The 24,316-nt window shown below is 45.0% G+C and carries 17 protein-coding genes and 1 pseudogene; 15 read left to right on the forward strand and 3 right to left on the reverse strand.

What is annotated here, in order from left to right; translation table 11 throughout:
* Positions 1 to 202: 202 nt before the first annotated feature.
* Positions 203 to 1,432 (reverse strand): DUF4861 family protein, encoded by a 1,230-nt coding sequence (locus QME20_RS15005; protein WP_281716191.1) that lies wholly within the window; start codon positions 1,430 to 1,432, stop codon positions 203 to 205.
* A gap of 178 nt (positions 1,433 to 1,610) precedes the next feature.
* Between QME20_RS15005 and kduD the strand changes: the two genes are divergently transcribed.
* The 11 genes from kduD (at position 1,611) to QME20_RS15060 (ending at position 13,492) form a co-directional block, all read left to right on the forward strand.
* Positions 1,611 to 2,369: a 2-dehydro-3-deoxy-D-gluconate 5-dehydrogenase KduD gene (gene kduD, locus QME20_RS15010; protein ID WP_014976831.1), complete on the forward strand. Its 759-nt coding sequence runs from the start codon at positions 1,611 to 1,613 to the stop codon at positions 2,367 to 2,369.
* Positions 2,370 to 2,409: 40 nt separating this feature from the next.
* Positions 2,410 to 3,255, forward strand: coding sequence for a 5-dehydro-4-deoxy-D-glucuronate isomerase (kduI, locus tag QME20_RS15015; protein WP_281716192.1), 846 nt, complete (start codon positions 2,410 to 2,412; stop codon positions 3,253 to 3,255).
* Positions 3,256 to 3,285: 30 nt separating this feature from the next.
* Positions 3,286 to 4,269: a TRAP transporter substrate-binding protein gene (locus QME20_RS15020; protein ID WP_239240761.1), complete on the forward strand. Its 984-nt coding sequence runs from the start codon at positions 3,286 to 3,288 to the stop codon at positions 4,267 to 4,269.
* A gap of 2 nt (positions 4,270 to 4,271) precedes the next feature.
* On the forward strand, positions 4,272 to 4,757 hold the full coding sequence (locus tag QME20_RS15025; protein WP_014949872.1) for a TRAP transporter small permease: 486 nt from the start codon (positions 4,272 to 4,274) through the stop codon (positions 4,755 to 4,757).
* Positions 4,757 to 6,052, forward strand: coding sequence for a TRAP transporter large permease (locus tag QME20_RS15030; RefSeq protein WP_014949873.1), 1,296 nt, complete (start codon positions 4,757 to 4,759; stop codon positions 6,050 to 6,052). The genes QME20_RS15025 and QME20_RS15030 overlap by 1 nt, the downstream gene beginning before the upstream one ends.
* Before the next feature lie 146 nt (positions 6,053 to 6,198).
* Complete coding sequence (locus QME20_RS15035) at positions 6,199 to 7,215, forward strand: LacI family DNA-binding transcriptional regulator (protein ID WP_014949874.1); 1,017 nt, start codon at positions 6,199 to 6,201, stop codon at positions 7,213 to 7,215.
* 209 nt (positions 7,216 to 7,424) lie between these two features.
* Entirely contained in the window at positions 7,425 to 8,915 is a 1,491-nt protein-coding gene (locus QME20_RS15040; protein WP_281716186.1) for an altronate dehydratase family protein, read from the forward strand.
* An 11-nt stretch (positions 8,916 to 8,926) separates the two neighbouring features.
* Positions 8,927 to 10,342 (forward strand): glucuronate isomerase, encoded by a 1,416-nt coding sequence (gene uxaC / locus QME20_RS15045; protein WP_039225321.1) that lies wholly within the window; start codon positions 8,927 to 8,929, stop codon positions 10,340 to 10,342.
* Between the two features lie 2 nt (positions 10,343 to 10,344).
* On the forward strand, positions 10,345 to 11,886 hold the full coding sequence (locus tag QME20_RS15050; RefSeq protein ID WP_281716187.1) for a mannitol dehydrogenase family protein: 1,542 nt from the start codon (positions 10,345 to 10,347) through the stop codon (positions 11,884 to 11,886).
* On the forward strand, positions 11,886 to 12,524 hold the full coding sequence (eda, locus tag QME20_RS15055) for a bifunctional 4-hydroxy-2-oxoglutarate aldolase/2-dehydro-3-deoxy-phosphogluconate aldolase (protein WP_014979614.1): 639 nt from the start codon (positions 11,886 to 11,888) through the stop codon (positions 12,522 to 12,524). The genes QME20_RS15050 and eda overlap by 1 nt, the downstream gene beginning before the upstream one ends.
* Positions 12,521 to 13,492, forward strand: a complete 972-nt coding sequence (locus tag QME20_RS15060) for a sugar kinase (protein ID WP_281716188.1) — start codon at positions 12,521 to 12,523, stop codon at positions 13,490 to 13,492. The genes eda and QME20_RS15060 overlap by 4 nt, the downstream gene beginning before the upstream one ends.
* A 145-nt stretch (positions 13,493 to 13,637) precedes the next feature.
* Here QME20_RS15060 and QME20_RS15065 read toward each other — a convergent pair whose 3' ends face one another.
* Complete coding sequence (locus tag QME20_RS15065; RefSeq protein WP_281716189.1) at positions 13,638 to 14,573, reverse strand: rhamnogalacturonan acetylesterase; 936 nt, start codon at positions 14,571 to 14,573, stop codon at positions 13,638 to 13,640.
* Between the two features lie 203 nt (positions 14,574 to 14,776).
* Entirely contained in the window at positions 14,777 to 17,476 is a 2,700-nt protein-coding gene (locus QME20_RS15070; RefSeq protein ID WP_187446282.1) for a TonB-dependent receptor, read from the reverse strand.
* Positions 17,477 to 18,157: 681 nt separating this feature from the next.
* Between QME20_RS15070 and QME20_RS15075 the strand changes: the two genes are divergently transcribed.
* From QME20_RS15075 to QME20_RS15090, 4 genes and pseudogenes are all read left to right on the forward strand, one after another.
* Positions 18,158 to 19,363, forward strand: a complete 1,206-nt coding sequence (locus tag QME20_RS15075; RefSeq protein WP_069944525.1) for a glycoside hydrolase family 88 protein — start codon at positions 18,158 to 18,160, stop codon at positions 19,361 to 19,363.
* 33 nt (positions 19,364 to 19,396) lie between these two features.
* On the forward strand, positions 19,397 to 20,863 hold the full coding sequence (locus QME20_RS15080) for a glycoside hydrolase family 28 protein (RefSeq protein ID WP_281716193.1): 1,467 nt from the start codon (positions 19,397 to 19,399) through the stop codon (positions 20,861 to 20,863).
* Positions 20,864 to 20,876: 13 nt separating this feature from the next.
* Positions 20,877 to 22,067 (forward strand): pectinesterase family protein, encoded by a 1,191-nt coding sequence (locus QME20_RS15085; RefSeq protein ID WP_049586918.1) that lies wholly within the window; start codon positions 20,877 to 20,879, stop codon positions 22,065 to 22,067.
* Between the two features lie 91 nt (positions 22,068 to 22,158).
* A pseudogene (locus QME20_RS15090) lies at positions 22,159 to 24,272 on the forward strand (response regulator).
* Positions 24,273 to 24,316 lie beyond the last annotated feature (44 nt).

Genomic DNA, 24,316 nt, shown 5'->3' on the forward strand with positions numbered 1-24,316 from the left:
CAGTCAGTTTATGAATTATTTGTTTCACAATACTGGTCAGAGCTTTGTGCCCGTGAACACAACAGCACATAACTGCTTGAAAGTTGGATGGGCTAAAATGGAAAAAGTGGGTAGTTGAAGAAGGCAATTAGAGAAAGACATAATATAAGCTAACGGGCTACGCATTTCGCTACAGCCCGCTAGCCTGGTCGCTAAGTAATACTTAGTTTAAGACGGTAAGAGGATGATTATACATCTTTAATTTATTAACCAGATAATCTTCAAACTGCTTTGCAGTTTGTACATCACTGCTGCGCTTAGGCCAAACCGCGAGAATTTTATAATCTAAAGCGGTTAAAGGTTTGAACAATACAAGGTGGTCATGTTCACCCTCGAATACGTTTTCGACCTGATCTAACCGATAAACAACGGCCAACCCTAAGTTGTCATTATCTGCCAAGATACTTTGCGTTCCCCAAGTCGCTACAACGCCCCACTCTCCACGCTCGGCTTTAATCACCTGCATTCCATCATGCGCCACTAGACCTGCGACAATATTATCCGATGGCTCTGATACAGAAACGCTGATGTGGGTGGTGGGGTCAAACGCATCAATTCGATAGTGCGTGGTAACGTCGATGCTGTCCGCTTTCGCATCAGACGATGACCACCCTTCGTAGCCAACCTCGAACTCAGCCCGCAACTGAGAGTTCGAGACTAATTGGTATTGCGTATTCTCTACATGCTGAAAGTGCATAACTGTCTGCGTTGAGGAGTCTTGGGTTTCTTGTTCTGTTAATCGACCTAGCGCACCCACGCCCAACGATTTACCAACTTTAAGCGCGTCTCCACCCCACGAAGATAAATTATGATAGCTATCGTAGCCGTCTTGCCCCACCTCAGGTAATACTACACTGTCGTTCGCTTTAACAAAGACATCAATAGCGTTACGCCAATCAAGATAAAGGCGATAGCCCATTTGATCAGACTCCCAGCCTGGTCCTTCGTAACGCAAAAAGTAAGAATGATCGGTCAATTGCGGAGGCGATGTGAATGAGGTAACTTCTTCAAAAGAAAAACCCTCAGCGCTATATACTGCGTCTTGCCACTCTCCTCCTGTTCTTACGGAAAGTTCAGCGTGCGCCCGGTCTTTAAGGTTAACATTCGTAGCTTGCTCAGGTGGCATAAGTTCCAATGACGCACTACTTCCTGGCGCAATGGATGCTGCACCTAGTAACACCGCTTGCCCTTCGCTATTCTCAATCCATTCTGACGGATATTGCTTTAACTTCCACCCCGAATATTGCGGGGGCAGAGATACTTCAAAAATTTGATCGCCGCTACCACCGTCTGCCGAATTTTTCACCTTAACAGACAAAGCCGAATTTATATCCCCTTGTGAGCAACTTGCCAATAATGGCACCAAAATTAGACCTATCTTACTAAATTTCATCACTTTTATGCTCTCCATCGGTTGTTAACGCATTTAACTAATTAACGATATTTATAAACAATATATTGACAAATGCCACCGGTGGCAATTATTTTAAATTTTGTTAACGAGATTTTTCAATTTAGTATGTCGATAAAATTCGTCATACCCATGAACCATTTAGTGAAAGGTAAATTACATGGTCAACTTTAGCCTAGAAGGTAAAACCGCATTAGTGACCGGAGCAAGTCGAGGTATAGGCCAAGCGCTTGCTTTAGCACTCGCCACTTCTGGCGCCTTCGTCATCTGCGCCAGCTCTCGACCAGGTGGATGTGACGAGACACTACGTAAAATTCAAAGTGAAGGTGGTCAAGCCATGGCATTAGATGCCGACCTCGCTGATGCCGACGCGGTAGTTAAACTTGCTGAAGATGCCTTAAGCATTAAAGGACACATCGACATCCTGCTGAATAACGGCGGCACTATTTTCAGAGCACCAGCAACCGACTTTCCTTTTGACGAGTGGAAAAACGTGCTTGCTGTCAACATCGATTCAGCTTTCCTACTTAGCCAAACTATTGGCAAGACGATGGTAGAACGGGGACAAGGCAAAATCATCAATATTGCATCAATGTTAAGTTATACAGGTGGCATCACCGTTCCTGCCTACACCGCGAGTAAGCACGCCATTGCGGGCCTTACGAAAGCGCTAGCAAACGAATGGGGCCAATACAATGTGCAGGTGAACGCAATTGCGCCAGGTTACATCAAAACCGATAACACCCAAGCACTGCAAGATGATGAAACGCGCAGTGCTGAAATTTGTGCCCGCATTCCAGCTAATCGCTGGGGGGAAAGTGATGATTTAGCAGGTGCGGCGGTATTTCTTGCGAGCGCAGCAAGCAATTACGTAAACGGCCATATCCTTGCTGTCGACGGCGGCTTTCTAGCACGTTAATTCACGAATGGGGGATACAGCCATGAGCGATAGAAAAGACATGAGCAAGAAAATAGACACCCGATATGCTATCGGTCGTAAAGAGGCCAATGCTTACAACACGCAAGAATTGCGTGACGCGTTTTTAGTCGACACCCTAATGACACAAGGTGAAGTCGTATGGATATACACCCACTACGAACGCTTTATGCTTGGAAGTGCCGTACCGACAACGTCAGCGCTAACGCTAGAAACCATTGAAGATCAGTTAAAGATGCCGTTCTTTACCGCCCGTCGCGAAGTCGGTGTAATTAATATCGGCGGGCCCGGAACCATTACTGTTTCAGGCACCACTTATCACCTAGATAATGAAGAGGCCTTGTACATCGGACAAGGCAATGAAGAAGTCATTTTTGAGTCGGACAATGCGTCCAATCCTGCCAAATATTACTTAAACTCGGCGTCGGCTCACCACGCCTATCCCTGCAAGAAAATAGGCAGCACAGATGCAAACATCCTTCACTTAGGCAGCCAGGAAACCTCCAACAAGCGTGATATCAAACAGTTACTTATCAATACTGTTGTCGATACTTGTCAGCTTCAAATGGGCCTAACGCGTCTGCATACAGGCTCTGTCTGGAACACCATGCCAGCTCATCAACATGACCGACGCAATGAAGTGTACTTTTACTTTGATATGGATAGCGAAAGCCGCGTATGTCACTTCATGGGCGAACCTCACGAAACTCGCCATATTTTTGTAGCGAATGAAGAAGCCGTGGTATCGCCACCTTGGTCCATTCATTGTGGTGTAGGTACTGGAAGCTATGCATTTATCTGGGGAATGGCAGGTGAAAACCTGGATTACGATGATATGGATAAGTTTCCGCCTTCACAGTTGCGTTAAGCAGCCCTGCTCTAAATAGGTGTAATGATTATGTTGCGGTATATAAAACTCACACTGTCAGCCACGGCCCTGTTGCTAGCCTCGGCGTGTTCGCAAAATGAACTGCAAGGCGAGGTCACCGTATTGCGCTTGGGGCATACGCTGGACACTCAACACTCAGTACATAAAGCAATGGAATATCTTGGAGAGCGCCTAGATTACTATTCTGACGGTACAATGAGTGTGGTTATTTACCCGAGCAGCCAGCTGGGAACCGAGAGGGAGATGGTAGAACTGCTGCAGATTGGCTCACTCGCCATGACTAAGGTGTCGGCAAGTCCTTTGGAAGGGTTTGCTCCCGAAATGAAGATTTTTAGCATTCCCTACATTTTCCGCGATAACGAACACTTCTGGCGTGTATTAAACAGCGATTTAGGCGATGAGTTGCTATCTGGTGTTGAAGACTTTCGACTTAAAGGTCTCGGCTATTACGATGCGGGAAGCCGCAGTTTTTACACCAACGACAAACCAATAGAAACACCAAGCGATCTGAACGGACTCAAAATTCGCGTGTTGAACAGCCCCACTGCAGTAGCAACAGTTCGCGCACTTGGAGGAGCTGCAACCCCCGTTGCCTGGGGAGAACTGTACACTGCGCTTCAGCAAGGCGTTGTAGACGGCGCAGAGAATAACCCGCCCAGCTACTACCTTTCACGTCATTATGAAATTGCCCGTTACTACAGCCTTGACGAGCATACCAGTGTTCCAGACGTCATGCTGGCATCGCTGCCGGTATGGGAAAGTTTGAATGAACAGCAGCGAACGTGGCTAACCAAAGCAATGGAAGACTCTGTTGAATACCAACGCGAACTTTGGAAAACATCTACGCAAGCCTCTTTAGAAAAGGTAAAAGCCGAAGGCGTCACAGTTATTACGCCTGATAAAGCGCCTTTCGTTGAAGCGGTAAAGCCTTTTCATAAGAGCTTTGAAAACACGCCAATTGGCGACTTAATTACGCAAATAAAAGCGATGTAACAATGACAATAATACGCCTCATCGATAAAGCCTTAGCCGGCACCCTTATTATTGCCATGGTAAGTATTTTACTTACCGTAATTTGGCAAGTGGTCTCACGTTACGTACTTAAAGACCCTGCTTCGGTCACCGAAGAGCTGTCTAGGTTCATACTTATTTGGATTGGCATCTTAGGTGCGGCCTACGCCTATCGCCAAAACGCGCATTTGGGGTTCAACTTAATTGTTGAGCGTCAGTCTCGTAAAGTGAAACGCCTTCTACTTACCTGCGTTGAAGTCATTGTCATTATCTTCTGTGTTTTGGTGATGGTTTACGGCGGCGCTGAACTAGTGTCTCTTACATTAGAGCTAGAGCAAATCTCAGCGGCGCTAGGTGTAAAAATGGGCTTTATCTATAGCGTGCTTCCCTTATCTGGAGGCCTTATCATTGCCTATGCACTGGTTAACATTACTGCACTTTGGCGAAACAACAATAAGGAGTCAGCGTAATGGAACTGACCGGTATTATCTTAGTCGTCGCCTTTTTTGTACTCCTTCTTTTAAATGTTCCTATTTCAATCAGCATTGGTGTAGCCACGCTGCTTGCTATGGTAATGAGCATGGACATTGCTCCGGCAACCATTACTATTGCCCAGCGTATGGCAGGTGGTCTTAATAGCTTTGCGCTCTTGGCAATCCCATTTTTTGTTTTATCTGGCCTTATCATGGGACGCGGCGGGATAGCCAAGCGATTAATTGAATGTGCAATGGCGCTTATTGGTGCCCTTCCCGGTGGTTTAGCCTTAGTAAATGTTGTTTCCTGCATGCTGTTTGGTGCAATTTCAGGGTCTGCAGTAGCGACTACGTCTGCTATTGGCAGCTTCATGTTGCCCGAAATGAAGAAAGCTGGCTACGAGCCGAATTTTAGCGCAGCGGTCACTGCCGCTGCATCAACTACGGGAATGTTAATTCCGCCAAGTAATATCTTAATTGTATACGCAATCGCTAGCGGTGGTGTATCCATCGCCGCCCTCTTTATGGCTGGCTATATTCCAGGCATTATGGTGGGTCTAGCGCTCATGCTGGTGTGCTTTATCTACGCAAAAATGAAGGGATACCCGCTATCGCCGCGACTTCCTATTAAAGTAGTTGTCGAAAAAACTATCGCAGCACTCCCTTCCCTATTCCTCATATTCTTAGTGATTGGCGGCATTGTGGGCGGCGTTTTTACCGCTACTGAAGCAGGTGCCATTGCGGTGGTTTACTCATTGCTGTTAGCTGTGGTGTTTTATAAAGAAGTGGATGCGAAAGCCCTACCTGATATTTTCTTGAAGGCGGCAGAAACGACGGCAATTGTAATGCTGCTTATCGCGGCCTCAACAGCGATGTCTTGGCTATTGTCGTTCGAGAACATTCCGCAAACTTTAAGTAACGCATTGTTGTCGATAAGCGATAACCCATTACTTATTCTTCTCTTAATCAACCTATTGCTTATCGTAGTTGGTGCATTCTTGGATATGACACCTGCCGTACTTATTTTTACGCCCATATTTTTGCCGGTGGCCTTAGAACTTGGAATGAGCGAACTGCAATTCGGCATCATGCTCGTGCTCAACCTGTCTATCGGATTGTGCTCACCGCCCGTCGGCGCCGTACTTTTCATTACCTGTGCCATTGCCAAAACCAAACTTGAGAACATCATTCGACCGCTAATACCTTTATATGTGGCTATGTTTGTCGTTCTTATGCTAGTTACGTATGTCGCATGGTTCAGCGAAGCGCTACCACGTGCACTAGGATTTTAGTAAGGTAGAATCATCAAAACTGAAAGGTGTGGTCAGGCGGAGTTTGATCACACGAACTTTCACTTTTGAGTAACAAAAACATATTGCCCGTATTTGTGTGGTAATATCGGAAGTAACGACATAATAGCGCGGAAAAACAGAGAATTATGAACAAGCGCCCGACTATCAATGATGTTGCAGCCCTAGCAGGTGTTTCAAAGCGTACCGTGTCACGCGTCATTAACGGTGCGACCAATGTGGGAAAAGCAACACGTGAGCGCATTGAAGCGGTCATTCAAGAAACGGGGTTTGCCCCTGACAAGCAAGCGCGTGGTTTAAGTACTAGCCGCTCATACTTGATAGGCCTAATTTACGACAACCCCGATGCCTTGTATATCGACCAAGTGCAAAGAGGCGTGTTAAGCATATGTTCTCAAAAGGGTTATGAGTTAGTTGTACACCCTTGTAGTTATAATGCCGAAGGTTTTGTAGAAGACTGTATTAACTTTGTACGTCGTTCAAACATAGACGGTGTCATCATATTGCCACCGGTATCCGAATCGAAGTTATTAGCCGACGCGCTGCAACAAAAGAGCATTAACTATGTGCGAATGGCGTCAGTAGATTTAGATGACCATCAAAATATCGTAGTGAGTGACGACAGAGCTGCTTTAAGTGATTTAGCGCGCTATATGGTTTCACTAGGTCATAAAGACATTGGCATCATCAGCGGTCCGCAACAGTATTATTCCTCAAAAGAGCGTTTGGAAGGCTTTGTTGAAACGCTTAACGGCCTGGGTGTCGATGTACCTAAAAACAGGGTAATTGAGGGTAAAAACAGCTTTGAAAGCGGTATAGAATGCGCGCGTCAATTGCTTATTCAGTCACCACGAGTTAAAGCTATTTTTGCAAACAACGATGAAATGGCAGCAGGCGTATTGAAAGTGGCTCATGAAATGGGAATAACCGTACCTGACGAACTATCCGTCGCGGGGTTCGATGACAACCTACTTGCTGCCCGTGTAATCCCTGCCCTTACTACTGTTCAACGTCCCGTTGGCGATATGGCAGCTATCGCAGCGCGTAAAATCATCGCGCACATCGAAGGCAGTGAAGTTAGTGAAACCGAAACGTATCTGGTCAAACCTCACCTAATTATTCGCGATTCAATTAAAAAAGTGTGATTTTTTACAATGAAGTGTTGCTAACACTTCTTTTTCGACCTATTATGCCACCGGTGGCACTACAATAAAAAAGAATGTTAAAAATAAACAATTTGTAAACAGAGCGTAAAAAGCAACGTTTTCTAATCTATCGCTCTTTTTAAATACACAGTGCTTATTTAACAACGCTTAGCGGTTAAATAAGCCGTAAAGATAAAGCAGGACTTGTAATGGACGTTAAAACACAACTAGTTAAAGTGCATAATAACGATAACGTTGCGGTTGCAACCTGCCCTATCGTGGCTGGCACTTACATCGCTGAATATGACATTACAGTTAGCCAAGACATTCCTGCTGGCCATAAAGTTGCCTTAGTTACCCTGTCAGACGGTGGCGACATCGTAAAATATGGTTTCAGCATTGGTGCTGCAACAAGCCAAATTAATGCTGGTGAACATGTTCACAGCCATAACGCAAAGACTAAGTTAAAAGGCACTGAACAATACGTTTACGCGCCGTCAAATACCGCTTCAAAACAAAACCATCTTACTTCTGGGTTACAGTTCATGGGCTACAGAAGAGAAAATGGAAAAGTGGGTATTCGCAATGAAGTATGGATCATCAATACCGTAGGCTGCGTAAATCGAACAGCAGACCGTATTGCCAACGAATGTAATCGTCGTTTCTCTAGCGAGTGCGACGGGTTCCGCGCATTCACCCACCCTTTTGGCTGTTCTCAGCTGGGCGATGATTTAGATGACACGCGCACTATCTTAGCCTCTCTCGCATCTCACCCGAACGCTGGTGCGGTGTTAATTGTAGGCTTGGGTTGCGAAAACAATCAGCTTAAGAGTTTACTGCCTCACGTTGATAAACCGGCAAATCGGGTTCGCTTCTACAACGCACAAGAAGTGGTAGATGAGTTAGAAGAAGGCGTCAATGCGGTTTATGACTTGTTAAAAGTAATGGCTAATGACAAACGTGAGCCGATCGACGCTAGCGAATTAACCTTAGGCATGAAGTGTGGTGGTAGCGACGCTTTTAGCGGTATTACTGCCAATCCAACAGTAGGGCGTGTTACCGATTTAATGTGTAATCTAGGTGGCTCGGTCATTTTAACCGAAACGCCAGAAATGTTTGGTGCCGAACAGCTCTTAATGAATCGCGCTAAAAACAAAGACGTATTTGAGGCGTTTAACTCGCTGATTGATGAGTTTAAGAACTACTTTATCGCCCACAACCAACCTATTTACGAAAACCCGTCTCCAGGCAATAAAGCTGGCGGATTAACCACGCTAGAAGAAAAGTCACTCGGCGCGGTTCAAAAAGGTGGAACCTCTATTATTCAGTCTATCTTGCAGTATGGCGAGCCAAAGCAAGACAAAGGCTTAAGTTTATTACAAGCACCTGGTAACGATGCCGTTAGTTCAACGGCGTTGGCAGCATCGGGGGCACATATCGTTTTATTCACCACAGGCCGAGGCACGCCCCTTGGTTTTCCTGTACCCACAGTCAAGATATCGTCAAATTCAGATATCGCTAATAAGAAGCCACATTGGATAGATTTTAACGCTGGACAAGTTCTGGAAGGCGTCTCTATCGATAAGTGTGCCGAAGCGCTACTCCAACATTGTTTGGCAGTGGCATCTGGTCAACAAACCTGCAACGAGAAGAATGGCAGCCATGAGATTGCTATTTGGAAACGTGGCGTCACCCTCTAAAAGAGAGCGTTATGGAATCGATATTATTACATGAAGATAGACTTTTTCCTGCCGATGAAGCAACCCGAAGTGTTGCAAAGGCGCTGTATAAGGAAATTCGAGATCTCCCTATCATAAGTCCACATGGCCATACTGACCCACGTTGGTTTGCACAAAACAATAATTTCACCAATGCAACCGAGTTGTTTATCACCCCTGATCACTATGTGTTCAGAATGCTGTATAGCCAAGGTATTAAATTAACCGATATTGGTGTGCCACGTTGGGACGGCGGCGAAACGGAAAAGGATCCACGTAAAATCTGGAAACTTCTGGCAGATAACTATCATCTATTTGCTGCCACACCATCGCGTTTGTGGTTAGACACTGTATTTCACGATGTATTTGGTTTGCGCGAGATGTTGTGTAGCGACAACGCAACGCATTATTACGACCACATCACTGCGCAGCTTCAAGGGGATGACTTTAAACCCCGTGCGCTGATGGACCGCTTCAATATTGAAGTGATTGCTACCACCGAAGGCGCGCTTGATGCCCTTCCCCATCACGCAGCGATTAAAGATACACCGTGGGCAAAGCGGGTTATCACCACCTTTAGACCTGATGATGTAGTCGATGCTTCACGCGAAGATATTGTTTCAAACATTGAGAAACTTGGTGAACTCACCGGTGAAGACACTGCAACCTGGCAGGGCTACCTGAACGCAATTCGTGCACGACGTGCCGTCTTTAGAGAGCACGGTGCGACAGCAACAGATCACGGACACCCAACGGCGAACACAGCTGATTTAAGTGAAGCTGAGTGTATTGCTTTATTCGATAAAGTAAGAAGCGGAAACAGTAACGCTGAAGAGCAAGAGCTATTTAGAGCCCAAATGCTTACCGAATTAGCGGGAATGAGTGTAGAAGACGGCATGGTGATGCAAATTCACCCTGGTTCGTTTAGAAACCACAACAGTCAGCTCTTTACACAGTTTGGTCGCGATAAAGGCCACGACATTCCAATGCAAACAGATTTTGTTAAAGCGCTTCGCCCGTTACTCGGTAAATACGGTAACGAGCCTAACCTCGACATTATTCTATTTACATTAGATGAAACCACGTACAGCCGTGAATTAGCACCACTTGCAGGCCACTACCCTTGCCTGAAACTTGGTCCTTCTTGGTGGTTCCACGATAGCCCTGAAGGCATGTTGCGCTTTAGACATCAAGTGACAGAAACCGCAGGTTTCTTCAATACTGTTGGTTTTAATGACGATACGCGCGCGTTCTTGTCTATTCCTGCACGTCACGATGTTGCCAGACGCATTGATTGTCGCTTCCTTGCACAGCTAGTTGTGGAGCACCGCATCAGTGAAACAGAAGCGGCCAGCATTGCAAGAAAACTCACTTATGATTTTGCTAAACAAGCGTACAAACTGGGGTAATCATGACAAAGCCGTTATCAATTTCAACGCTACCTCTTTTAAGTGACAGCGTAAGTAAACCAAATTACGATCTGGAAGCAACCGGTTGTGGCATTGTGCATATTGGTCCAGGTGCCTTTCACCGTGCGCACCAAGCGTATTATACCGAACAGGCGCTGGCTTATGGCGGTGACTGGCGCATTCACGGTGTGTCAATGCGCAGCGCATCTCTTAAAGAAGCGTTGAGTACACAAGACAATCTCTATGCGTTGTGTATTGTTGATAACGAGCCTGAAACCCACATTATCGGCGCAATTAAAACCCTTTCTACATTAGCACATGATCGTGAAGACATTGTTGCTGCACTGGTAAACAAGCAAACTAAAATTGTGACGCTTACCGTGACAGAAAAGGGCTATTGCCTTAATGCGCAAGGTCACTTAGATACTGATCATCCGGATATTAAAGCTGATTTAGTCACGCCAGAAACACCGGTAAGTGCAGTTGGCCTAATTGTGCAAGCGCTGGCACAACGTAAGCAGGCAGGCTATGCAGATATTACCATTATCAGCTGTGACAACGTGTCAGACAACGGTAAAAAGCTGCAAAAAGCGGTGACCGAGTTCGCCAATAAAACGGACGAATCACTCGGTCAATGGATCAGCGAGAACATCGCCTTCCCCTGCACTATGGTTGACAGTATTACGCCAGCAACTGAAGACAGCTTTAAAGCCAACGTTGCCGCTGAGCTGGGTTTAACTGATAACTGGCCTATTCAGCGAGAGGCATTTACTCAATGGGTGGTTGAAGATAATTTTTCTGGCCCACGACCTGCTTGGGATAAAGTTGGCGTTACTTTTACTCATGATGTGAGCTTCTTTGAAAAAGCTAAGCTTCGCATTCTAAACGGCACACATTCAACACTGGCCTACATAGGGTTATTGCTTGGCAAGGAAACCGTATTCGACGCAATGCGTACCCCAGCCATAAAGCAGCTGATTCAAACCATGTTGAAAGAAGAAATTGTTCCGTCTCTATCCAGTGATAACGAGAATGCCGATAGCGGAACACAAGACTTCGATCTGAACGCTTACGCACAAGACATTGTTAAGCGCTACGAGAACAAGCATATTCGCCACCTGTTGTCGCAAATTGCTTGGGATGGGTCACAGAAAATCCCATTTCGAATTCTCGACACAGTACGCGATAACCTAAAAGCAAAACGAAATATTGATTTGCTCTGCAGTGCCGTTGCGGCATGGTGCCTATTTGTAAACAACAAGGCGCGCTTAAACGAAACTATCACCGACCCGCTAGATAGTATGTTAAGGGCTACAGCAAAATCGGTAGACTTTCAGGCAATAGAACTTGCTAAAAAATTGCTATCTCTTGAAACCATGTTCGCTGAACTGTCGGTAAACACTACGTTCAAAGAAAAAGTGCTCGAAAAAGTTAATCAGCTGCTTAGCATTTTATCGCACGAAAACAGCAACGAAGGTCAGCAAGGTTCTGCTCCCACTACGTTAACAGAAAGTTCGCTAGATTCACTAAAAGGAACCGCGTGATGAAAAGTACCTTTTCCATGCTTAAAGGCGCCCCATTACTCCCTATTATTCAGCCTAAATCTGTTGACGAGGGGCTTCACCTAGCAGAAGCAATTGCAAATAGCGGCCTGTGCAACATAGAAGTAGTGAAACGCAGCGACGCAGCATTTGAAGCCCTGTCAGCGATTAGAAAACAGTTTCCTGAACTCGTTGTGGGTATGGGCACATTGTTAAATCGCAACCACGTATTTGAAGCGTTGGATGCAGGCGCGCAATTTTTGATAACGCCCACAAGCTCAGAGACATTGCTCGATACACTGATTGCGTCTAATGCACCCTTTTTGCCAGGTGTCGCTACGCCTGCCGATATTCTTTTGGCGCACCAAAAAGGCATTCGCGAAATGAAGTTCTTTCCTGCAAGTCTTAGCGGCGGAACACCTTTTCTTAAAGCTATTTCAAGCGTATTTAGCGATGTTTCCTTCTGCCCTACCGGCGGCATTAATGGCGACAACGCGAATGAGTATCTCTCGCTTGGAAATGTAAGAGCAGTAGGCGGTACATGGATGATGCCGAAGGCAGCCATTGAAGCAAAAAATTGGCAAGCTATAACTTTGGCATGTCAACAAAGCCTAACATTGTTTGATGAGGCTGCGGCATGAGCATAGTTGATACCAACCAAAGAATGGTTATTTTTGGCGAGTGCATGGTAGAGCTTCGAAGCACTCAGCGTGAGTCATCAGTTAGTACGCGCGATGAAAACACAGATAATAATCTGATGGCGAAAAGCTTTGCTGGCGACACGTTCAACACTGCGGTTTATTTAAAACGCTGCTTGCCTTCATCTTCCATTAGTTACTTAACGGCGATCGGCGCAGACTTTTTAAGCGATGAGCTGCTGTTTAAAATGGGTGAGCACGAAATTAACACTGATTTAGTGTTTCGCTCGTCGTCGCGTAACCTTGGCCTGTATATGATCCGCAACGACAACGAAGGTGAAAGAACCTTTGCATATTGGCGTAACCAGTCTGCGGCAACACAGACGCTCAACATTATGAACGGCGCTGAATTTGCTTGTGATTGGTTTTATTTGAGCGGTATCTCTATTGCCATTTTAGACGACGAACAGCGCGCTACACTTTTCGAACTAATTTCGTCCCTCAAGGCCAAAGGCAGTAAGATTGCCTTTGATCCTAATTATCGAGCTCGCCTTTGGTCATCTCAAGAAGATGCCAAATACTGGACGGGTAAGGCATATGCTGAAGCAGACTTGGCGTTCCCAGGTGCAGACGACCATTTAATGCTGTTTGGCCACACTAATGCTGATGAAATATTTAGCTATTTAGCCGACAAACAGATTGAAGAAATCGTGATGAAAAACGGGGCGGTTGGCGTTCATATACTCCGTCAACAAGAACAGTGTATTGTGCCTGTTGAGCGTGTTGAACAGGTGGTTGATACAACGGCTGCTGGCGATGCATTTAATGGCGGTTATATGGCCGCTCGACTTGCAGGTAGAAAGCCTGTTGAGAGCGCGAGCTATGGGGCAAAAGTGGCAGCGACAGTGATTACCTACCCCGGTGCCATTATATCAGGCGATGCCTTCACTAATCACATACCGTCGCTATAGTCGGTATGTGACATTCCTCTTTCTTTTCTCTTCTATTTCCTGCCATTGTAACCATAAGCAAGCACGCTAATTAAAATAAAGGCGATCCCCCAATAAAAAAACGCGGCACGCCCGCAATAACGCGCCACTTCATTTTTATGTGAGCTTACAACGTGTCTCGATATACGTATTTTGACAGTGGGTGCGCTGTCGCTTTTAGCTGTCGCACGAATATTTGCGACATTTTCGCCGCGCCCACAACGTTCAAGTGAGTGTCGTCCGTTTTGCCTTCAGGGTAGCGCGCATAAAGGTCGGCGGGCACCTTAATGAAGTAATGGTTGCTGTTAGGCTCCCCTACCTGTGCAAGAAAATCGCAAGTTAAAGCGTTCATAGGAATAAATGGCACGTTATTTTGTGCTGCCACTTTCTTCGCTGCATCGGCATACGCCAGCAACGTCCGTTTTAATACACCTTCCTCAGTGAAATGTCGCCTGCAAATACTACTTGCGATAATCACTGATGCCCCTTTTGCTTCAACATCCTGAACAAACTGATTCAAGTAAGCTGGATAAGCATTTTCCGGGTCGGCATAGCGAGCAGGATCCGACTGTTTTTGATCGTTATGACCAAACTGAATAGCCACAAAATCACCTTCAGACAGATCGGATAACAGAAGCTGCCAGCGTCCCTCATCTACAAATCGCTTTGTGCTTCTGCCGTTAGCCGCGTGGTTTTTAATATTAAGATTAGGCAGCATGAATTCAGGAAGCAATTGCCCCCACCCACGTTCTGGATATGACAACATAGGCTTGTCTGACATGGTTGAATCGCCGACCAGATGTAGGGTAACTGGCTTTTTGTAGGGTGGAGCTTTTACAGCCTCTTCACTGCCTTTATAAGTAGCGCTTTGGATTGAAGCACTTTGGGAACCCGAACTGGTAAGTGCATAAGCGCTAGATTGCGCCGCGTAACTAATGTGAAGTGTACTCGTGCCTTGCTGGTCTGCCACTGCAGAAGTACTAGATACAGCCAAAACGCTTGCAAGACTGAAGCGAAGCGCGGTGAATATTTTCCCTGTGGTGGGTTTACTTGAATTTTTCACACCTTTTCTCCTTCTCAATATTTCTATTGTTGCGATGCAAATTGCTCAAAAAGTGAGGTAGAGGCGTGCTGAACTCCTCCCGGCCTACACTTTTTGCACATAAAAAAGGCCATCATTACGATGGCCAAACACACCCGTCTTCACGGAACACAACATTTAATTATTATCTCAGGCCGGCCAACATAATTGGCCGGCCTGTTTTTTTACATAGTATAACGAGCGCCAAGGAAGAACTGACGGCCCGTGTGGTTGTACTCACGTACCAAGTTCAAAGAGCCATCACCCGTGGTAAACAAGCGCTCGTACTCATCGGTAAGGTTAATGACTTCAAAGGTCAACGTTAGCTCGTCGTTTACGTTGTAAAATGACGAGAAATCTACCTGCGTAGGTCCTGTCGTACCGTGCGCAACGTTACCATTGCTGCCAGTAAAGTCTGTCAGGTAATCGTCGCGTTTGTTAACTGACACACGCGCACCGTATTGGTCTGTTTCGTAATACACCGTAAAGTTGTACGATGTTTCACTCATACCTTCGATGTCGTCAGCATTAACGTGCGTATAGTTCGACACGATACCCATGTTTTCGAACAGTCCTGGTAAGAAACTTAGCGGCTGCTGATAAATTAACTCATAACCGCTTACACTTCTGTCTTCAGCGTTAATTGGACTGCTATGCTCGTATGGAATAGTGCGTGGGTCTAGCGCAATTACAGGGTCAAACTGTGCATCGTTGTCGATAAAGTCGTAGTAAGCACTGTCGACTAAACGCTCTTCTGATGCGCGAACAATCCAGTTATCAATGTCTTTGTAGAACACTGTTGCTGCTAGTAGCGCTTCGTCATCGAAGTACCATTCAACACCAAAGTCAACGTTGTTCGACGTAAACGGATCAAGGAATGGGTTCCCCACGCTCACCGAGCCGTTAATATAATCAAAGCTTGGGTTACCAGGGTTTAATGAGTTCAGGCTTGGGCGAGTCATAGACTGTGTTAAGCCAAGGCGAACAACTACGTCATCAGTTGCTTCAAGTGCTAAGTTAACTGCTGGTAAAAAGTTATTGTACTCGTTTTCGATTTGTACCGTTTCGCCTTGAATAAAGCCTTCAGAGGTTGTGGTTGTTTTCACATAACGCACACCGTAATTAGCGCGAAGTAACATGTCGGCAATCTCATAGCTCGTATCAAGCTCAAGGTACATAGCTGATGTTTCTTCGCCTACTTGCCAGCTTTGTGCAGAACGCGGTGTCCAAACAACATCTAACAATTGGCTATTAATAGCGTCAAAGTCGGCTACAAGGAACGGGTCAAGAGGGCCGTCAAAACCACTTCCGAAATCGTCTACCGGCATAATTTCAGCAAAACCTACTGCCGAGTCTTGATCTGGGAAGCCATTTATTTGCTCTTCACTGTAGGTTACAACACGGTCATTGTAGGCAAAGCCAGCCTTAATAGTGACTTCATCACCTAAGTATGTCGCATCAAATTTGACCGTGTCGTTTTCACGCAATACATCAGTAGCACGTAATCGGCCATCGCTTAGGTTATAGTTGCTTGCATCGTTAACATCGTAACCGTAAGTCACTTCTGGCGCGTTGCTGTTATTGCTAAAGTCAAAGCCGTAGCTGGTTTCTTCCAGCAACGTCATATTGTAACGATATTGCTCTGAACGAGCGTCAGACTCTGCTGTTCCGGCCATCATATCAAGTTTAAGGTTTTCACCAATAAACCACTCGCCAGAAATTACAAATTGGCTAAAGTCAGTGGTTGATTCTTGTAAACGGCTTTCAATACGCGATTTGATACCGTCGTACGTACCAGCCAGCATCTGTTGACCATTAGGATGGACAGTAATGGAGGTAGGTGTAATTTCTTCGAATGTACTTCTGAACATGTGGAAGAAGTTATACATGGTACGGGTGTTATCAAGCTTGGACACTAAACCGTCTAACGTAAGTGTGAAATTATCTGTTGCAGCCCACTGAATTGAACCGGTGAAGCCTACACGCTCTTGATCATTACCAAAGTAGTCAGGTCTAGGTAAACGAGGAGTCCATAAACAATTAATCGGGTCTACCGACTCACCTTCATACTGGCAATCATCTACGTCAGGTGTGCCGTTAACAACCGTGTTTGATGTATCGCCAAAGATGCCACCACCATCACGAACTGGAGTAGTCCAACGAACTGTACCAAAACCTTCCTGTCTTACTGTACGCTCTGAGAACGCTGCCGAGAAAAGCACACCGACTTTGTCGTCAGCGAAACGGTTGCTGATCATGAAAGCGGCGCGAGGATCGGTCTCTTCTGTAATGCTGTTATAGCCGCCTTGAAGAGATGAAACGAATTTAAAACCGTCGTAATCAAACGGCTTTGCCGAGTACAGATCAACCGTACCTGCAATGCCGCCTTCTTCCATAGAGGCGGTAGGAGATTTTTGAATATCTACGCGGTTGAACAATTCAGAAGCGAAAATGTTAAAGTCAAAGCCACGTCCACCGTTTACACCGCCACCTGAGTCAGTGCCATCTGTACTTGCTGGCACTTCCATGCCATTAAGTGTTGTGCGGGTAAATGAAGGGCTCAAACCACGCAAAGTAATTTGGCGCCCTTCTCCACCTTCACGAGAAATGGCTACGCCGGGTACACGTTGAATTGACTCAGCAATATTTAAGTCCGGGAATTTACCAATGTCTTGCGCAACAATTGATTCTTTACTGTTAACTGATGTTCGCTTTTCCATCAGTGATTTATTAAGTGATCCACGAAAGCCTGATACTTCAATGACTTCCATATTTTGCGCTTCGGTTTCACTGGCTTGTTCGTCTGTGGCTTCTTGCGCATGAATATGTGCGCCTGACAACGCTAGCGTAACAAGAACAGCGAGTTGCTTTTTCTTTGGTAACATTGTTGTTTCTCCGGTTTTTATATTTATAAGAGACGCGCATACTGACAAAAGGTGAAGATGCTTTTGAAACGTGTGTGAACTATTCAAATTTACACAAATTCAACATTTATCGTATTTAACCATTTCACTTCCCTTTATGCCACCGGATAACATTTTGGTGATTAATACCGTCAATGCTTTACATTTATCCGATAGCACGTCTTGGCTGTTAAGGAAGCGAAAACGCGTCAATTCTAATTCATTCTCTATAGTGGTCTCGTAAACCACCAAAACCTTGAATGAGAAGAGTTGCAGGGTACAGCTATGTTTTCTAATTAACGCAAAACTTCTCTTCGGCAATAATGTAAACCTCGAAAACAACACTCAAGCTTTACATTTGATTTACATCCTAAACAGTTATGCTACCGGTGGCAACAATTTTGTTGAAAAAATTTACAATAAGTAGAAATTTGATATGCAATGATGAAAAAAGAAGAGACTATAGAAACTTACCAAAGCAGGGTGAGCGCTTTAATTAAAACATTTAAATACAGTTATTTATGTCACATTGAACACTTTTTAAATGCGTAAAATAAAAGTTAAAAAATGTAAATAATTCCGTTGACATATGAGCAAATAAAAACCATTATGCTACCGGTAGCACAGAATGTATTTACAATGTTATAAAAATAAGGGTTTGTTATGCTAAAAGGTATTCTACGCGCAGCTTCCGTTGTAGCTTGCACGGCGTTTGTTTCTTCCGCTGCTAATGCAAATGATTGGGTACAAATGCCTCTCGACAACACACAATCATGGTCTATGAGAATGATAGAGTCTGAGATGGTGCGTTTCCCAGAAGCTTGGCAAATCGATTGGGATGAGAAGCCACAATGGGATTACGTTCACGGTCTCAACCTCCTTGCCATAACAGAAGTCTATCAAGAGATTAAAGATCCCCGTCTCCTGTCTTATGTAAAAGGTTACTACGACATGTTGGTTCAACAAGACGGAAGTATCAAAACCTATGATATCAATAAGTTTAATATTGATATGGTTAACCCTGGTAAAGTGCTGTTTTTCCTCTATGAAGAAACCGGCAACCCTAAATACAAAAAAGCCGCTGACCTACTTAGAACGCAGCTTACTACTCACCCACGTACCGAGCAAGGTGGCTTTTGGCATAAGAAACGCTATCCAGACCAAATGTGGCTTGATGGCCTATACATGGGGGCCCCCTTCTACGCTGAATACATTGTTAAGTACGGCGATATGAAAGAGCTAGACGACGTATTTTTGCAATTTGAACTCATTGAAGAGCACCTTTACGACGAAAAAACAGGCCTCCCCTTACATGGCTGGGACGCATCTAAAAAGCAAAAGTGGGCTGATAAAGAAACAGGTCTTTCTCAACATCACTGGTCACGTTCGCTAGGTTGGTATGCTATGGCAATGGTGGATGTGCTAGAAGTTGTTCCTGCCGAACATCCAAAAACACCGTGGCTAAAAGCGCGCTTTAAAGCGTTTATCGACGCTACGCTTACCTATCAACATAATTCAGGCACCTGGTATCAGGTTACTGACTTGGGAAGCCGTGAAGGAAACTACCTTGAAGCATCAGGTACAGCAATGTTGACCTACGCTATGGCTAAAGGTGCAAGCCTTAAGTTTCTTCCTGATGAATACAAAGCTCACGCAGAAAAAGGGTTTGCTGGACTCCTTGATCAAATGATTTCGGTTAATCCAGATACTAACGTTATCAGCCTTGAGCAAGTTTGCGCTGTTGCTGGTCTTGGTGGAAATCCATATAGAGATGGTTCATTCGACTACTACATGAGTGAGCCAATCAGAGCAAACGACGCGAAAGGTGTAGGCCCATTCATTCTGGCTGCACATTATTTGAATAAGTAAAAAGCGCTAAATTGTAAATAAAAGGGGTATATGATGGTCCGACCTAACTCACCGAATGCCAGACGTCACTTCTTAAAGTCTGGTCTCGCCACCACTGTTGCAGCTTCTGGGATGGCTGTAGGTGTTCCTACATTCCTATCCGGATGTGCAAATGTGACCGAAACGGGAAGGACTCAACGCCAGTGGGACGCCGAAGCAAACCTTATTAAAGGGATGATAAAGCGCCCCACCTTTGCAAAGCGCGAAGCTAATGTTACCGACTTTTTAAATGAAAATGGCAGTGACTTTAAGCAAGCGTTACATGCAGCTATCGACCAAGTCGCACGCCAAGGTGGTGGCAAAGTGGTTGTGCCAAAAGGCGACTGGCTATGCAGCGGCCCAATTCACTTACAGTCGAATATAAACTTGCATATTGAGGCAGGCGCAACAATTCGATTTGCTACCAATCCTGATGATTACAAACCATATGTTTTTACTCGCTGGGAAGGTATGGAGTTAATGGGTTACTCCCCTCTTATTTATGCTTTTGAGCAAAGTAATATCGCAATCACCGGCAAAGGTACGCTTGACGGTAGCGCTGCGAAAGACAACTGGTGGCCATGGAAAGGTAAGTGGAAGGCTTCAACATGGGGTGACGATCCGGTTGAGAACCAAAAATATACCAGAGACACGCTGCAAGAAATGGTAGAAAACGGGACACCCGTTAGTGACCGCGTTTTTGAAAATAATTACCTGCGCCCTCCGTTTATACAACCTTACCGCTGTGAAAATGTACTTATCGAGGGTGTTACCATCCTGCGCTCTCCATTTTGGTTAGTTAACCCTGTGCTTTGCAAGAACGTCACCGTTAACGACGTGTACTGTAAAAGTTTCGGCCCAAATTCGGACGGGTGCGACCCTGAAAGCTGCACGAACGTTCTTATCTCTAACTGTACATTTGATACAGGGGACGATTGCATTGCCATTAAATCTGGACGCAATGCAGACGGCAGAAGGGTCAATGTTCCCTGCAGTAATATCGTCATAGAACATTGCGAGATGAAGGCTGGCCATGGCGGTGTTGTAATCGGCAGTGAAATATCCGGCGGTGTAGAGAATCTCTATGCTCAGCATTGCACCATGAGTAGCCCTGATTTAGACCGCGGCATTAGAATTAAAACCAACAGTATTCGGGGTGGCCACCTAAAAAATCTAAACTATCGCAATATCGTTATTGGGACGGTGAAAGACGCTGTTGTCGTGAATTTCTTCTACGAAGAAGGTGATGCCGGTAACTTCCCTCCACTACTGGAAGATATCACTATAGAGAACTTGAACGTTGCGTCAGCTAACCGGGCCTTTGTGCTTCGCGGGTATGACCATACGCCTATTTCTGGGTTGACGTTGAATAACATAACGATAAAACGTGCGCTTAAAGATGCCGTTATCGAAAACGTAGCGCATCTTTCAATAAACAATGTGTTTATTAATAGCCAACCATTTAACAAGCACGGGCTGTAGAAGAATAAATACTATGGAATTTAATAAAGCACGTGTTAGTCTTAGTTTAGCCTTTGTGTTGCTGGCAGGTATACTTTTCAGTGGATTAAGCGCGGCAATGCCAGCAACGACGGATGTAGTGGTAGCTAAATCACATGACAGTGACGTAAGTAAGGACGCTTTACCTCATTTTAACTCTGTGTCCCAAGCTGTTACTTATATCGCGTCTCACAAGCCACAAAAAGATAAAGTATGGACCGTCTTTATTAACGAAGGCGTTTATCGAGAGCGTGTCGTCATAAACGTTGATAATGTTCACTTTGTGGGCCAGTCGCAAGAAACAACGACTATCGTTTTCAATCGATATGCAGGTCAACAAGTCGCAGAGAATTCTCAAGAAAAATGGGGAACTCGTCGCACTGCCACTGTGGAGATTTTAGGTGATAATATCACTCTGGAAAATATCACTATCACCAATGATTTTGATTATCCCGGTAACGAGGTCAAAGCAAAAGACGACCCTACTCGATTATCAGGTACGCAGGCAGTAGCGCTTAAAACCGATGTGAACTCAGATCGCACTTACCTTAAAAATGTCGCACTCTGGGGTTACCAAGATACCCTCTATTTAAAAGGTGACCGCGCTCTGATTGAAGGCGGAACAATAGCAGGACATATTGACTTTATTTTCGGTGAGGGCACCGCGTTTTTTGAAAGCGTTTCTATTGTTTCCCGTACACGTTATTCTGGCGGTGATAGCGAAGGACTAACAGGCTACATCACCGCCCCAAGCACTCATTTACAGCGTCCTTATGGGTTAACGTTCAATAACTGTAGGCTTGAAAGAGAACACGGCGTTCCAGATGAAAGCGTGGCACTGGGAAGGCCTTGGCATCCTACAACCACCTTTTCAGATGGCCGATATGCAAACCCTTACGCTGTAGGTAAAACCACGTTTATCAACACCTATATGGCAGGTCATATCATCCAAAAGCGCTGGACTACTATGGGTGGAACTACGCCATCAGGTACAAAGAGACCATTTAATCCCCACACAGAAGCAAGATTTTCCGAGTACCAACCTCATGGAGAAGGTGCACCTAAAGCAGTCTCCTCACCAGCAATAAACTCTCATTTTCTGAATGATAAAAACGCGGCTTTTTACACTAAAGAGGCGGTATTGCGAGGCTGGGTGCCTAATAACATCCCGAACGATATTAAATAGAGCAACATAAGCGTAAGTAATTTTCTCGGCACATTGCGTAACCACTTGGTATCTATTATCTTTTAGTTATCACTGTGCCACTACTACCCTTATGTCTATACGTGTTCGTTATATCGTTGCGTTATTGCTAACCGCTACACTCGTCACTCTTTCTTTTATTGTTCTGTACGAATTAATCAGTGATCAGAAGAAAGATGCTGAAATTGTCAATATCGCGGGTCAGCAACGCATGCTTTCACAGCGTATTGCGTTGCTCACCTCTACACCAAACATTTGCGAAGACAGTGAAGATCAAAGGTATTTGGCGCAATCGTTAGCACGTTTCAAACAAAATCATCAACAGCTTGTGTCACTCGATAACCTTCCCTCCTCTATCTCTAATACTTACTTTAACGAAGGCCAGCTCGACAACAAAGTAAGCCAATATATAAAAAGCGCCGATCAAATTTTAGATGCAGCACAGTGTCAGCCCACTACGCTTTTAGATATTCAAGCGCTGACATCGCTATTACAACAGCTTGATTATGTCGTCGCGCGGTTCGAGCAAGACGCCACTGCTTGGTTCTTTCGATTGAAGTTTACTTATGGCTAGCCACACTCGCTCTATTATGTATCGAGGCAGCATTCATCTTTTCTCCTATGGAGCGCACCGTTAAACGGTCATTTGCCAAACTAACGAGCTTGAAAGAGCAAGCGGAAAGTTCGGCTGATGAGGCTCGTAGAGCAAGCAAAGCAAAATCAGAGTTTCTTTCAAGCATGAGTCACGAACTTCGCACACCAATGAACGGCCTGTTTGGCATGATCGAGTTGGCCATAGACAACCCTGACAAAAGCAACATCTACCTTAGAAAAGCCGAAACTGCTGGTAGGCAACTCCTTGTGTTAATCAACGATATTCTCGATATATCAAAAATTGAAGCAGGCAAAATCAAAATTGAACAGGCGCCAGTCGACCTATTACAAGTCTTGGACGATGTGGTGTCGTTACAGCGGGTTTACTGCCACAGAAAAGGTCTTGAATTTCATTACTTAAAAGACCCTGACCTACCTCACGTAATTAAAGGCGATATCACTCGTATTTCGCAAATTCTGCACAACTTGTTAAGTAATGCAATTAAGTTTACTGAACAAGGTTCTGTCACGTTAAAGGTCACCTATACCAAACGCCCGAACGGCAATTATTTAAGCTTCGATGTTATTGATACCGGCATTGGTATCGAGTCATCTAAGCTTGATAATATCTTTAAGAAATTTGAGCAAGCCGACCAATCCACCACCCGCGAGTACGGGGGCACAGGGCTAGGATTAAGTATTGCGAAGCAGTTGGCGAAACTCATGCTCGGCGACATCAATGTAACCTCATTTGTAGGCCAAGGAAGCACCTTCAGTTTTACCATGGCAGCGGAAGAATCTCAGCTGCCCGACATTAACGTTGAACCCAGTGCTAATTTGCGCTGTGCGATAGTTGATGACTTACAAACCAGCCGCGAATATTTTGAGCATGTTGTTACCTCCATGTCGATTGTGCCCCAAAGTTATGATAGTGCAAAAGCCTACCTATCAGACAGCCCACTGGCTTTCGACGTTATTATTCTTGATTTGTCTATGCCAGAGATGAGTGGGGTCGATTTGCTAGAACAGTTGAAGGCGATGAACCCAGATAAATTTCCTAAAATCATTCTTATCTCTGCTGAACTGGAACGACTAGAAGATGAAAATGATGTTTCTGAACTTATCTGGCGTACGCATGCTAAGCCCATTAATCGTCGAGAACTTGAGCATGATTTAGGAAGGTTAATTGAGACAAAACCCGTATCTCATAATGATGTTAAAGAAGGCAATAAGAAGAAACGCATACTGCTAGCTGAAGACAACGAAATCAATGCCGAAATCGTGAAGACTATATTGCAGTCAGAAGGCTATAAGTTCCTGCATGTTAAGAACGGAAAAGATGCGGTAGACGTGGGCAAGCGACATCAATTCGACCTTATTTTGATGGACTGCAATATGCCCGTCATGGGAGGAATTGAGGCATCAACAATATTACGCAAGGCATTGGAGGTTGATACACCAATTGTTGCGCTCACTGCAAACGCCTTCGCAGAAGACAAAGAAGAGTGCTTGGCTGCCGGCATGACTGACTTTTTAGCCAAGCCTTTAGACAAAGACACGCTGCTGGTTTGTATCAAGAAATATATCGGTTAGCTGCATGTACTAACACTTAACAAGGTGCTGTTTGGCAGGCCACT

Source organism: Alteromonas sp. CyTr2, from assembly GCF_947311905.1.
GTDB lineage: Bacteria > Pseudomonadota > Gammaproteobacteria > Enterobacterales > Alteromonadaceae > Alteromonas > Alteromonas macleodii.